Consider the following 13,353-nt stretch of genomic DNA (forward strand, 5'->3'; position numbering starts at 1 on the left):
TTCGGGCCCGTTCGGGGCCTCAGGCCCCGCGGTTCCTGCGCCGCCGGAAGGCGACGATATTGTCGCGCCGCCACCGGGGCCAACTGCCGATCGCGCGCTGCTGCGGCAGGCTCCAGCCGTACCGCGCAGCGAGGATCCGGATGACCGTCGTCACCACGACGCAGGCGATCCCGGCGATGGTGATGGGCACCTGCAGCATGAAGAGCACCACGAGCAGGCCGCTGCCGACCCCGGCCGCGACGGCGTAGAACGAGCCGACGTGCATCACGGCGATCGGCACGTTCAGCATCATGTCCCGCAGGGCCGACCCACCCACCGCCGTGACGACCCCGACGAACAGGGCGGGGATCTCCGGCAGGCCGACGGCGAGTGCCTTGCTCGTGCCGAGGGCGCCGAACAGCCCGATGGTCACGGCGTCGAGGGCGATGATGAACGGGCCGAGCCGGTTGAACAGGCTCTGCAGCAGCATGCCGAGCAGAGCCGCCCCCGCGCACACCGGCAGGTACCAGTTACTCTGCAGCGCGGCCGGCACGCCGCCCAGCAGGATATCGCGGAGCAAACCGCCGCCGAGCCCCACGGTGACGCCGATCAGCGCGATGCCGAGCAGGTCGAAGCGGCGGTCGGTGAAGCGGCCGGCGAACATGGCGCCCTGCACGGCTCCGATGGCCACGGCCGTGAGGTCGAGCCAGAGCGGGATGAAGAATGAGGTGGAGGGCACCCCTAATGAAACCACTGAAACGGTGGGTATCGGCGCGCTTGACGACCCCGCGCTCCCGCCAGGTGGGAGAATTCAGGGGTGCCTGTCTACCGTGATGATGTCGTCGTGCTGCGCACCCAGAAACTGGGCGAAGCCGACCGCATCGTCACCATGCTCACGCGCCAGCACGGGAAGGTGCGCGCGGTGGCCAAGGGTGTGCGCCGCACCGCGTCGAAATTCGGGGCCCGGCTCGAACCGTTCATGGTCGCCGACGTGCAGCTTTGGGAGGGGCGGAGCCTCGACGTCATCACGCAGGCGGAGTCCATCGCTTCTTACGGAGCCCTGATCACGGCCGACTACCCGAGCTACACGGCGGCCAGCGCCATGGTCGAAACCGCCGACAAACTCACCGAGGCGGAGGGTTCGCTGCAGCAGTACCTGCTGCTCGTGGGTGCCCTCCGGTCGCTCTCCCGCCGTGAGCACGGCGCCGGCCTCACCCTCGACTCCTATCTGCTCCGAGCACTGTCGATGGCCGGCTGGGCACCCAGTTTCCAGGACTGCGCACGGTGCGGAGCCCGGGGAGCTCACTCAGCGATGGTTGTGCAGGCTGGCGGGATCGTCTGCGACGATTGCGCAGCCCCTGGTTCGCCGAGGCTCGATCCGGCCACCATCACCCTGCTCGGCTCCCTCCTGACCGGCGACTGGGAGCACACCAAATCCACCCCTCCCCAGACCAGAGCCCAGGCCACCGGGGTTGTCGCCGCCTACACGCAGTGGCACCTCGGGCGCGGCCTTCGATCGTTGGAACACGTGAGTCGATGACACCTGCGCTCTTCCTCAATCCCTTCGGCCAGAAGCCCCTGACCCACAAGGATGCGGTGCCGTTCAAACCCTTGGACTGGACGGGCCTGTACCCGCCCGCCCTGCCGAAGCAGGCCGTTCCCGAGCACGTGGCGGTCGTGATGGACGGCAACGGCCGGTGGGCGAACGCGCGCGGGCTGCCTCGGGTGGAAGGCCACAAGGCGGGGGAGGCTGCGCTTCTCGACGTCGTCGCCGGGGCCATCCAGATCGGCGTCAAACACCTGAGCGTCTACGCGTTCTCCACCGAGAACTGGAAGCGGTCACCCGACGAGGTTCGCTTCCTGATGGGATTCAACCGGGACGTCCTGCACCGCCGGCGCGATCAGCTCAACGAATGGGGGGTGCGCGTGCGGTGGGCCGGACGCAAGCCCCGGCTGTGGGCATCCGTCATCAAGGAACTGCAGTTCGCCGAACGGCTGACCACCGGGAACGACGTGCTCACCCTCACCATGTGCGTGAACTACGGCGGGCGCACCGAGATCGCGGATGCCGTGCGCGCCTTGGCTGAGGACGTGGCCGCAGGCAGGTTGAAGCCCACCGGGATCACCGAGAAGTCGATCCAGCGGTACCTGTACACCGCGGACCTCCCCGACGTGGACCTGTTCCTGCGCAGTTCGGGGGAGCAGCGCACCAGCAACTTTCTGCTCTGGCAGAGCGCCTACGCGGAGATGGTGTTTTTGGACACCCTCTGGCCGGACTTCGGCCGTGGGGACCTGTGGCGGGCGATCGAGCTCTACGCGGCCCGTAACCGCCGCTACGGCGGCGCCGTGGACGCGCCGACCGTCTAGGCCGGGAATACAACGTGGGGCTCCATCGGTTGACCTCACAGTGAGTGAAGCCATTAAAGTAGACATCTGGTCCGACGTTCAGTGCCCCTGGTGCTACATCGGAAAGCGCAAGTTCGAGGCCGGGGCGGCCCTGTTCGACGGGAACGTCGAGGTTGAGTATCACAGCTTTGAACTCGCCCCGGATACCCCGGTCGACTTCGATGGCAGCCCCGTCGACTACCTCAGTCAGCGGAAGGGCCTGCCGGTCGCCGAGGTCGAGCAGATGCTCGAGCGCGTCACCGGCATTGCCGAGAGCGTCGGGCTGCACTACGACTACGACTCCGTGCATCAGACCAACACTGTCATCTCGCACGAGCTGCTGCACTACGCGAAGGCGCACGGCCGCCAGCTCGACATGAAAGAACGACTGCTTAAGGCCTACTTCGTCGACGGCCGCCACGTCGGCCGGATCGCCGACCTCGCAGACCTCGCCGCCGAAATCGGCCTGGACCGTGACGACGTCATCCGCGCCCTGACCGCCCACGACTTCCTCGCGGATGTCAAGGCCGACGTCGCTCAGGCCAACGCCTACGGCATCCAGGGGGTGCCCTTCTTCGTCATCGACGGCAAATACGGGATCTCCGGCGCCCAGGACCCCGACACCTTCGCCCAGGCCCTCCGCCAGGCGCACACCGAAAAATCCGAGGAGAAGAACAAATGAGCGACGCACCAGATACCACCGCCCCGGTCGCCCCCGCCGAGGCCGCGTCCGTTCCCACGATCGAACTTCTCGGCCAAGCCACGGCCGGCGGATGCTGCGGCGGCGGCTCCTGCGGCGTCTAGCCGGGTCGTCAGGTAGGCGTCCCGGCGTGGGGGAGAATTGAACGGATGACTTCCGTAACCCAGACCAGCCCGGCGAACCTCACGATCGGCCCGCTCACGCTCGACGTGCCCGTCGTTCTCGCGCCCATGGCAGGGATTACCAACACGGCGTTTCGTCGTCTGTGCCGTGAATACGGCGCAGGCCTCTATGTCAGCGAGATGATAACCTCCCGTGCGCTGGTCGAACGCACGCCGGAGTCGATGCGACTGATCAACCATCACGAGAGCGAAAAGACCCGCTCAATCCAGCTGTACGGCGTGGACCCGAAGACCGTCGCCGAGGCGGTCACCCTGCTTGTGGCCGAGGACCGGGCCGACCACATCGACCTCAACTTCGGCTGCCCGGTTCCCAAGGTCACCCGCAAGGGCGGCGGCGCCGCCCTGCCCTGGAAGCTCGGGCTCTTCCGTCAGATCGTCGAGGGTGCCGTCACCGCGGCCGGTGACGTGCCGGTTACCGTCAAGATGCGCAAGGGCATCGACTCCGATCATCTGACCTATCTGGAGGCTGGCAAGGCGGCCGAGGGCGCCGGTGTCGCGGCCATCGCCCTGCATGCCCGCACGGCCGCCGAGTACTACTCCGGCCAGGCCGACTGGTCCGCCATCGCGACCCTCAAGAAAACCGTCACCAGCGTGCCCGTGCTCGGCAACGGTGACATCTGGTCCGCCGAGGACGCCCTGCGCATGGTCGCGGAGACCGGCTGTGACGGCGTCGTCGTCGGGCGCGGCTGCCTGGGCCGCCCCTGGCTGTTTGGTGACCTCGCCGCGGCTTTCCGCGGCGGCGAGTTCGGCGCGGCGGCTGCCAGGATCCAGCCCAACCTGGGCCAGGTCGCCGACGCCTTCCGCCGCCACGCGGTGCTCTTGACCGAATTCTTCGAGAGCGAGGAGCGAGCCTGCCGGGACATCCGCAAGCATGTGGCCTGGTATTTCAAGGGCTACCCGGTCGGCGGCGACCTGCGGGCGAGCCTGGCCTCGGTCGTCTCGCTCGCGCAGCTCGACGATCTGCTGGGCACCCTCGACGGCGATCAGGACTACCCCGGCGAGGGCGCCGAGGGGCCCCGGGGTCGGGCCGGCAGCCCGAAGAAAACCTCACTTCCTGAACACTGGCTCGACTCCCGGGAGCTGGTGTCGGCGGAACGCGCCAATCTGACCGAAGGTGAAGGGGACACAAGCGGTGGCTAATGAGACCGGATACAGCAGGCACGACGAGGAACGCTGGCTGCCTGAGGAGCACGGCTCCAGGCGCAGCGATTTCGCTCGCGACCGGGCCCGGCTTTTGCACTCGAGCGCTCTGCGCCGGTTGGCCGCGAAGACCCAGGTGCTGAGCCCGGCCGCCGGTCTCGATTTCGCGCGCAACCGACTCACCCATTCTCTCGAGGTCGCCCAGGTCGGGCGCGAACTCGCTCTGCGGCTGGGCCTCGACCCGGACATCGTCGACACCGCCTGCCTGGCGCACGACATCGGCCATCCGCCCTTCGGCCACAACGGCGAGAAGGCCCTCAACACCTGGTCCGCAGACATCGGCGGCTTCGAGGGTAACGCGCAGACGCTCCGCCTGCTCACCCGACTCGAACCCAAGGTCTTCGGCCGTCACGGCCGCAGCTATGGGCTCAATCTCACCCGGGCGAGCCTCGACGCGAGCTGCAAATACCCTTGGCCGGCCGACTCGTCGGTCGCCGATCCGAGCGGCCGCGCCAAGTACGGCTTCTACCCGGACGACAGGGAGGCCTTCGAGTGGATGCGCTCCGGCGCCGCGGAGCGCCGGCGCTGCATCGAGGCGCAGGTGATGGACCTCTCCGACGACATCGCGTATTCCGTGCACGACTTCGAGGACGCCGTCGTCAACGGCTACATCGACGTCGGCCAGCTCGGCAGCCGGACCAACCACGAGTCGCTTCTGGCCACGATGACCGAGTGGACCGGCGATGGTCTCTCCGAGGAGGACCTGGCCGACGCCTTCGACCGGCTGGACTCGCTCAACGCCTGGCTTGAGACCTGGTCGGGCAGCCGCCGCGACCAAGGCCTGCTGAAGAACTTGACCAGCCAGCTGATCGGCCGCTTCAGCGGTGCCGCCGTGCGCGCCACCCGCGACGCCAACCCGGGGGGCGACCTGATTCGGTTCGGCGCCCACGTGGTCGTGCCGCGGGAGGTCGAGGCGGAGATCGCCGTGCTCAAGGGCATCGTGGCGACCTTCGTGATGACGCGACAGACCCGCAAGCCCATCTATGTGGAGCAGAGGCAGGTGCTCACCCTGTTGGCGCGCACGCTGCACGCGACGGGGGACGAACACCTCGACGCGGGATACCGGGAGGACTGGCACGCAGCCGCCGACGCCGCAGCCCGCAAACGCGTCGTCGTCGACCAGGTCGCCAGCCTTACCGACCAGTCCGCGCTGGCCTGGTACGAACGCCTGGTAAAGCACTGACCCGCGCGAACAACAGCACGGACAGCACGGGCAGCACCGCACAGAACGACGACACTACACCGAACACCGACACGGGCAGGACTAACATTCAGCTATGGCAGGCCTGATTCGACAAAACGACATCGAAGAGGTCAAGTCCCGCACCAACATCGCCGACATCGTCGGCGACTACGTGAGTCTCAAGTCCGCCGGCGTGGGATCGATGAAGGGGCTGTGCCCCTTTCACGACGAGCGCAGCCCAAGCTTCCACGTGCGCCCACAGGTCGGTTTCTACCACTGCTTCGGTTGCGGCGAGAGCGGCGACGTCTACTCCTTTCTGCAGAAAATGGACCACGTCAGTTTCAGTGAGGCCGTCGAACGGCTCGCCGGCCGGGTTGGTATCGAGTTGCACTACGAGGGCGGCGCCGGCGAGGCTCCCGACCACACCAATCGGGCCCGCCTGTACGCCGCCAACCAGGCCGCGGCCGACTTCTTCGTGGAACGCCTCGGCAGCCCCGGCGCCCTGGTCGGGCGTACCTTCCTCGGCGAACGCGGCTTCGACTCCCTCGCGGCCGCCCGGTTCGGGGTCGGCTTCGCCCCGAAAAGCTGGGACGAGCTCACCAACCACCTGCGCGCCAGGGGGTTCTCCACCGAGGAACTCACGCTGTCCGGTCTCGTTTCCAGCGGCGACCGCGGCGTGTACGACCGGTTCCGCGGCCGCCTGGTCTGGCCGATCCGGGACATCACCGGGCAGACCATCGGCTTCGGGGCGCGTCGGCTCCTCGACGACGACAAGGGACCCAAATATCTGAATACCCCCGAAACGCCGATCTACCACAAGTCCCAGGTGCTCTACGGGCTTGACCTCGCCAAACGCGACATTTCCCGAGGCCACCAGGTCGTCGTCGTGGAGGGATACACCGACGTCATGGCCTGCCACCTTGCCGGGGTGACGACCGCGGTCGCCACCTGCGGCACATCCTTCGGGGTCGATCACATCAAGGTGCTGCGTCGCGTGCTCGGCGACGACAGCGGGGTCGGCGAGGTCGTGTTCACGTTCGATCCGGATGCCGCCGGCCAGAAGGCCGCCGTGCGCGCATTCAGCGAGGAGCAGCGTTTCTCCGCCCAGACGTACGTGGCCGTCGCGCCCGAGGGACTGGACCCCTGCGACCTGCGACTGCACCGCGGCGATGACGCCGTGCGCCGGCTGATCGACTCGAAAAAGCCCATGTTCGAATTCATGATCCGGCAGTTGCTCGGCCAATACAACCTCGACACGGTGGAGGGTCGCGTCGCCGCGCTTCGCGCCGCGGCGCCGATCGTCGGCGACATCCGTGACCCGACCCTGCGACCCGGTTACACGCACGAGCTGGCGCGCATGCTCGGCATGGAGCTCGGCGAGGTCGGCAAGGCCGTCTCCGCCGCCCTGTCGCGCTCCCGGAGCACCGGTACGGCCACTCCGGGAGCTCGGCCGGGGGAGAACGAGCCGGTGCCCCGGGAGCAGCCGTTCTCCATGATCGACCTGGCGACCGACCCCGTCACCCGGCTGGAACGCGACGGCCTGATGGCCATGCTGCAGCGCCCTACCGTCGTCGGGGTGGATCTGATCCAGCGCGCCGCGGCCACGAACTTCGTGAACACCTCCCTGGCGGTGGTGCGCGACGCCATCGCGGCCACCGCGCCCCACCACGACGCCGTCGACTGGCTCGACCGCATCGTCGCCGAGGTCCCGGCCACGCTGGAAAACCTGGTCAAGGAGTTGGCGATGGCTTCCCTGCCCGAACGGTCCGAACGCGAAATCGGCCGCTACGTGCGCGACATCACCGTGGCCCTGATCGACCGGGACCTGCTTCGCCAGAAGGCCGAACTGCTCGGTCGGCTCCAGCGCGCGGATGCGACCAATCGCGACGTCTATGTGGCACTCCAGCGGGAGCTGGTGCGAGTCGAGGCCGAGCGCCGCAACCTCCGGGAGGATTAGACCGGGCTCGTCTCGCCCGGCTCCTCCTTGGTTGCAGCTCGATAAAGATGCATCGTATTGCGCCGGGACACCGCGCATTCTGTGCTACTTCTTTTCCTACAGCAATGCTGGCCGTGCACGATTCCTGCGCCCGGCATCGGTTTTCTAGAGGAAGAGGCTCACGGCTATGGCATTCTCATCCACTTCACGCGCGAGAGGGCTCAGTGCCGCCGCGGTTGTCGCGGTCGCCGCGTTGACCCTGGCGGGCTGCTCCGCCGGCGGAACCGACGACGAGACCAGCTCGGGTGGCGAAGCCATCACGATCGGCACGACCGACAAGATCACGTCGCTCGACCCGGCCGGTTCCTACGACAACGGCTCGTTCGCGGTGCAGAACCAGGTCTTCCCATTCTTGATGAACACGCCCTACGGCAGTCCGGACGTCGAGCCCGACATCGCCACGGCCGCCGCGTTCACCAGCCCCAACGAGTACACGGTCACCCTCAAGCCCGGTCTGAAGTGGGCCAACGGCAACGAACTCACCTCCTCCGACGTCAAGTTCACCTTCGACCGCCAGCTGGCGATCGCGGACGACAACGGCCCCTCCTCGCTGCTCTACAACCTGGACAGCGTCGCGGCCCCCGATGACACCACGGTTGTCTTCACCCTCAAGCAGGCGGACGACCAGATCTTCCCGCAGATCCTGTCCAGCCCGGCTGGCCCCATCGTCGACGAGGACACCTTCTCGGCCACGAAGCTCACGCCGGACCAGGACATCGTCGACGCCAACGCGTTCGCCGGCCAGTACGTCATCACCAGCTACGACTTCAACAACCTGGTCGGCTACAAGGCCAACCCGGACTACGAGGGTCTCCTGGGCGCGGCCAAGACCGACGTCGTCAACGTGAAGTACTACGCCGACGCCTCCAATCTGAAGCTCGAAGTGCAGCAGGGTGATATCGACGTGGCGTTCCGTAGCCTGTCGGCCACCGACATCGAGGACCTGCGCGGCAACGACAAGGTCAAGGTCGTCGACGGACCCGGCGGCGAACTCCGCTACATCGTCTTCAACTTCGACACCCAGCCGTTCGGCGCCAAGACCGCCGAGGCCGACCCGGCCAAGGCCCTTGCCGTGCGCCAGGCCGTGGCCGACCTGGTCGACCGCGACGAAATCGCCGAGCAGGTCTACAAGGGCACGTACACCCCGGTGTACTCCTACGTTCCCGCCGGACTGACTGGTGCCACCGAGTCCCTCAAGGGCCTCTACGGCGACGGTGAGGGTGCCCCCGACGTCGACAAGGCCGCGGCAACCCTCAAGGCCGCCGGCGTGACCGGTCCGGTAAAGCTCAACCTCCAGTACAGTAACGACCACTACGGCCCGTCGTCCGGCGACGAGTACGCCCTGGTCAAGGACCAGCTGGAAGCCTCGGGCCTCTTCACCGTCGACCTGCAGACCACCGAGTGGGTTCAGTACTCGAAGGACCGCACGACGGATGTCTACCCCATCTACCAGCTCGGTTGGTTCCCGGACTACTCTGACGCCGACAACTACCTGACCCCGTTCTTCCTCGAAGGCGGCTTCCTCAAGAACCACTACAGCGACACGGTGGTCGACGCCCTGATCCTGAAGCAGGCCGTCACCGCCGATCCTGCCGAGCGCACGAAGCTGATCGAGGAGATCCAGGACAAGGTCGCCGCGCAGCTGTCGACCGTGCCGCTGCTCCAGGGCGCCCAGGTTGCCGTCACCGGCCCCGATGTGACCGGAACCAGCGACACGCTCGACGCGTCGTTCAAGTTCCGTTACGCGGCACTGGTCAAAGGTTAGTTCGTCAACCGGTTAGCATTTTCTAATTTGAAACCCGGGGGCATCCAGCCGCTTGCGCGCTGGGTGCCCCCGTCACGTTCTAATCGCACAGTCCTATCGTTAGGCAGGAATGACCACTGTGACCACGCGCCCCCCGTCGCCCCGCGCGACGGGACGCAAGAAACGTCCCGCAACTGACGGCGGGATCGGCCGGTACATCCTGATCCGTTTTCTGCTGATCTTTCCCACCATCTTCATCCTCGTGTCCATGGTCTTCTGGCTGATGCGCACGACCGGTGACCCGATCACGGCCGCTCTCGGCGGGCGTCTCGGGCCCGAACAGCTGGCCGAGCGCATCCAGGCCGCCGGCTACGACCGGCCCATCTTCGTGCAGTACATCGAGTACCTGGGCCAGGTGTTCACCGGCAACTTCGGCACGACCATCAGCACCAACCGTCCCGTCTCCGAAATCCTGGTCACCTATGGGCTGGCCACGTTCGAGCTCGTGTTCTACGCCCTCGTCGTCGCGTTCATCGTCGGGATTCCCCTGGGCATGGTCGCCGCCTATTGGCGGGACAAATCCGCGGACGCCTTCCTCCGGGTTTTCGCGATCCTCTGCTACGCCACGCCGGTGTTCTTCTCCGGGCTGTTGTTCAAACTCGTCTTCGCCGTCTACCTCGACGTGCTTCCCGTCTCCGGGCGGGCCTCGACCGGTTCCGAGCTGCAGATGCAGCTGTTGCCGAACCAGACCGGCCTGTACACGATCGACGCCATCCTGACCGGGGACCCGACCGTGCTCGGGGACGTTCTCGAGCATGCCGTGCTCCCCGCGCTGACGCTCGGGCTGCTCACTGCGGGGGTCTTCCTCCGCCTCGTGCGCACCAACGTGATCGGAACCCTCGGCACCGATTACGTCGACGCCGCTCGCTCGCGTGGGGTGAGCGAGTTCCGCCTGGTGCGGAAGCACGCCTACCGGCCGGCCCTGATCCCGATCATCACCGTGATCGGCCTCCAGATCGCCCTGCTGCTCGGCGGCGCCGTGCTGACCGAGACCACCTTCGAATGGAAGGGCCTGGGCTTCATGCTCTCCGAGTTCCTCAAGGCCCGGGACTTCGTGGCCGTGCAGGGGATCGTCGCCCTGCTCGCCGTGATCGTCGCCCTCTCCAACTTCGTCGTCGATATCATCGCCGCACTGATCGACCCGAGAGTGAGGTACTGAGATGAGTGACGCCACCGTGATCTCCGCCCGGCAGAAGCGCAGCGTCTGGTCCCGCCTCCCCGTCGTGCACCAGCTCAGGCAGAGCATCGGACTCCAGCGCGGGATGCTGGTCGCCGGCCTGGTGATCACCACTCTCTTTGTGCTGACCGCCATTTTCGCCCCCGTGCTCGCGCCCTACGGCTTCAGCCAACTGCGCGACGCCGACGGCGCCTTCGGAGCCCAGCAGCCGCCCGGGGGCGCGCATCCGCTGGGCACCACCGTCAGCGGCTACGACGTGCTCTCCCGGGTGCTGTGGGGTGCCCAGACCGCCCTGTTCGTGATCATTGTGGCCGTCCTGCTGTCGATCTTCGCCGGGGTGTTCCTCGGACTGGTGTCGGGCTATTTCGGCGGCTGGCTCGACCGGATCCTGGTGGTCGTCTCCGACGCCGTCTACGCGTTCCCATCGCTGCTTCTCGCCATCGTGATGTCGATCGTCATCTCCGGGGGCAAGTCCAACCTGATCGGCGGTGTGCTGGCGGCGGCGATCTCGATCACCGTGGTCTTCATCCCGCAGTACTTCCGAGTGATCCGCGCCGAAACGGTGCGGATCAAGGCGGAGGCCTACGTGGAATCCGCACGCGTGCTGGGTGCCGGCAGCGGCCGGATCATGTTCCGGCACGTGTTCCGCAATGCCACTCGCACCCTTCCGCTGATCTTCACCCTGAACTCGTCGGAGGCCATCCTGACCCTCGCGGGCCTCGGCTTCCTCGGGTTCGGCATTGAACCGACGGCCGCCTCCGAGTGGGGCTACGACCTCAACAAGGCCCTCTCGGACGTCACCAGCGGCATCTGGTGGACGTCACTGTTCCCCGGCCTGGCCATCGTGCTCGTCGTGCTCGGCATTACGCTGGTCGGCGAAAGCCTCAACGACCTGGCCGATCCCCGCCTGCGCGGACGCCGCGCAGTCGGCCAGCCGGCCGGGATCGTCGCGCAGACCTCGGTCGTTCCCGGTGGCACCCTCGTCGCCGGCCCCGGCGGGCTCGGCGGACTGGAAGGCACCGCAACCCATCACACCGAAGGACTCGAGGAGCGACCATGACCGACGTGCTCACCATCACCGATCTGGGCATTTCGTTCGCGACCGACGCCGGAGCCGTTCGGGCCGTTGACGGCGTCACCCTGCGGGTCGCTCCCGGCGAGGTCCTGGCCATCGTCGGCGAGAGCGGGAGCGGCAAGACCGTCACCGCCAAGACCATCCTCGGGCTGCTGCCGGAGACGGCGACCGCCTCCGGGGCCGTCATCCTCAGCAGCAAGGACGGCTCGAGCGAGAGCAACGTCATCGCGCTCAGCACAGCCCAGCTGCGGCAGGTTCGCGGCACCGACGTCTCCATGGTGTTCCAAGAACCCTCGACCGCGCTGAACCCCGTCTTCACGGTGGGTTGGCAAATCATGGAGGGCATCCGCGCGCACGGCCAGTTCAGTCGCAAGGAAGCCCGCAAGAAGGCCATCGAGATCCTCGGGCGGGTCGGTATCCCCGACGCGGAAACCCGCGTCGACTACTACCCGCACCAGTTCTCCGGCGGCCAGAAGCAGCGCGTCGTGATCGCCATGGCCCTGGTGCTCGACCCCGGCCTGATCGTCGCCGACGAGCCGACCACGGCGCTCGACGTGACCGTGCAGGCCGAGATCCTGGACTTACTGCGCCGCTGCCGCGATGAATTCGGCACGGCGATCGTGCTCATCACCCACAACATGGGCGTGGTCGCAGACCTCGCCGACCGGGTTGCGGTGATGTACCAGGGCAAGGTCGTCGAAGAGGCGGATGCTCAAACCCTCTTCCGCTCGCCGCAGAACGACTACACGAAGAAGCTGCTCGCCGCCGTGCCTCACGTGGGCCAGGGGGTCGTGCACGCCGCCGCCCGTGCCACGGCCCGCGCGGCCGGCTGGGAGCAGCAGGCGCCGGTCGTCGTCGCCGACCAGCTCCGAATCGAATACCCCGGCCGGCTCGGCCGGTCCGGTTTCACCGCCGTCGACGGCGTGAGCTTCCTGATCCGGCCCGGTGAGGTTCTCGGTCTGGTGGGGGAGAGCGGTTCTGGCAAGACCACGATCGGGCGGGCCATCGCCGGCCTGACCCGGGTGACCGGTGGCTCTCTGACCGTGATGGGCCACGAGATGAACGGGTTCAAGGAGCGTGCGTTCCGGAAGTTCCGCAGCGACATCGGGTTCGTCTTCCAAGACCCGGCGTCGAGTTTCAACCCGCTGCTGACCATCGCCGACTGCGTCGCTGAACCGCTGGTGGTGCACGGTCGGGCGAAGAACGCCGCCCATGCTCGCCCGCGGGTCAACGAGCTCCTCGAGGCCGTGCAGCTGCCGCGTGCCTACGGCGACCGTTACCCGCACGAGCTGAGCGGCGGCCAGCGCCAGCGCGCGAGCCTGGCGCGGGCGCTCGCCCTGGAGCCGCCACTGCTGATCGCCGACGAGCCCACCAGCGCTCTCGACGTCTCCGTGCAGGCGCGGGTGCTGGAGCTGTTCGCCGAACTCCAGCGGGAGTTCGGCTTTGCCGCGCTGTTCATCAGTCATGACCTGGCTGTCGTCGACCTCGTCGCGGACCGGATCGCGGTGCTGTACCGAGGAAAACTTGTCGAGGAGGGCACCAGCGCCGAGGTTCTCGGTGCACCCAAGGATCCCTACACCCAGCGGCTCCTGGCCTCCCTGCCCGTGCCGGACCCGGCCGAGCAGGCCCTGCGCCGGGAGGGACTGCGCCGACTGCGTGAGGCAGGATAGAC

The 13,353-nt window shown here is 67.3% G+C and carries 12 protein-coding genes; 11 read left to right on the forward strand and 1 reads right to left on the reverse strand.

All coding sequences use genetic code 11. The features are described 5' to 3' along the window. Positions 1-19 precede the first annotated feature (19 nt). Positions 20-718, reverse strand: a complete 699-nt coding sequence (locus E3T34_RS14365) for a trimeric intracellular cation channel family protein (RefSeq protein WP_233191248.1) — start codon at positions 716-718, stop codon at positions 20-22. A gap of 78 nt (positions 719-796) precedes the next feature. Between E3T34_RS14365 and recO the strand changes: the two genes are divergently transcribed. From recO to E3T34_RS14415, 11 genes are all read left to right on the forward strand, one after another. Next, positions 797-1,519, forward strand: a complete 723-nt coding sequence (recO, locus tag E3T34_RS14370; RefSeq protein WP_104099989.1) for a DNA repair protein RecO — start codon at positions 797-799, stop codon at positions 1,517-1,519. After that, complete coding sequence (locus tag E3T34_RS14375) at positions 1,516-2,346, forward strand: isoprenyl transferase (RefSeq protein WP_134343375.1); 831 nt, start codon at positions 1,516-1,518, stop codon at positions 2,344-2,346. Before recO ends, E3T34_RS14375 begins: the two co-directional genes overlap by 4 nt. 40 nt (positions 2,347-2,386) lie before the next feature. Beyond that, entirely contained in the window at positions 2,387-3,046 is a 660-nt protein-coding gene (locus E3T34_RS14380; RefSeq protein WP_134343376.1) for a DsbA family protein, read from the forward strand. Then, entirely contained in the window at positions 3,043-3,168 is a 126-nt protein-coding gene (locus E3T34_RS16780; RefSeq protein WP_255570943.1) for a hypothetical protein, read from the forward strand. Before E3T34_RS14380 ends, E3T34_RS16780 begins: the two co-directional genes overlap by 4 nt. A gap of 45 nt (positions 3,169-3,213) precedes the next feature. Further along, a complete protein-coding gene (gene dusB / locus E3T34_RS14385; RefSeq protein ID WP_134343377.1) occupies positions 3,214-4,386 on the forward strand; it encodes a tRNA dihydrouridine synthase DusB in 1,173 nt (390 codons plus the stop codon). Next, positions 4,379-5,629, forward strand: coding sequence for a deoxyguanosinetriphosphate triphosphohydrolase (locus E3T34_RS14390; RefSeq protein WP_174721875.1), 1,251 nt, complete (start codon positions 4,379-4,381; stop codon positions 5,627-5,629). Before dusB ends, E3T34_RS14390 begins: the two co-directional genes overlap by 8 nt. Before the next feature lie 94 nt (positions 5,630-5,723). Next, on the forward strand, positions 5,724-7,586 hold the full coding sequence (gene dnaG, locus E3T34_RS14395; RefSeq protein WP_134343378.1) for a DNA primase: 1,863 nt from the start codon (positions 5,724-5,726) through the stop codon (positions 7,584-7,586). Positions 7,587-7,752: 166 nt separating this feature from the next. Next, on the forward strand, positions 7,753-9,390 hold the full coding sequence (locus E3T34_RS14400; RefSeq protein ID WP_134343379.1) for an ABC transporter substrate-binding protein: 1,638 nt from the start codon (positions 7,753-7,755) through the stop codon (positions 9,388-9,390). A 109-nt stretch (positions 9,391-9,499) separates the two neighbouring features. Next, positions 9,500-10,588, forward strand: coding sequence for an ABC transporter permease (locus tag E3T34_RS14405; protein WP_104099982.1), 1,089 nt, complete (start codon positions 9,500-9,502; stop codon positions 10,586-10,588). Between the two features lies 1 nt (position 10,589). Further along, complete coding sequence (locus E3T34_RS14410; protein WP_134343380.1) at positions 10,590-11,666, forward strand: ABC transporter permease; 1,077 nt, start codon at positions 10,590-10,592, stop codon at positions 11,664-11,666. Then, positions 11,663-13,351, forward strand: coding sequence for an ABC transporter ATP-binding protein (locus E3T34_RS14415; protein WP_104099980.1), 1,689 nt, complete (start codon positions 11,663-11,665; stop codon positions 13,349-13,351). The genes E3T34_RS14410 and E3T34_RS14415 overlap by 4 nt, the downstream gene beginning before the upstream one ends. Positions 13,352-13,353 lie beyond the last annotated feature (2 nt).

Source organism: Cryobacterium sp. TMT1-62, assembly GCF_004403145.1.
GTDB classification, from domain to species: Bacteria; Actinomycetota; Actinomycetes; order Actinomycetales; family Microbacteriaceae; genus Cryobacterium; species Cryobacterium sandaracinum.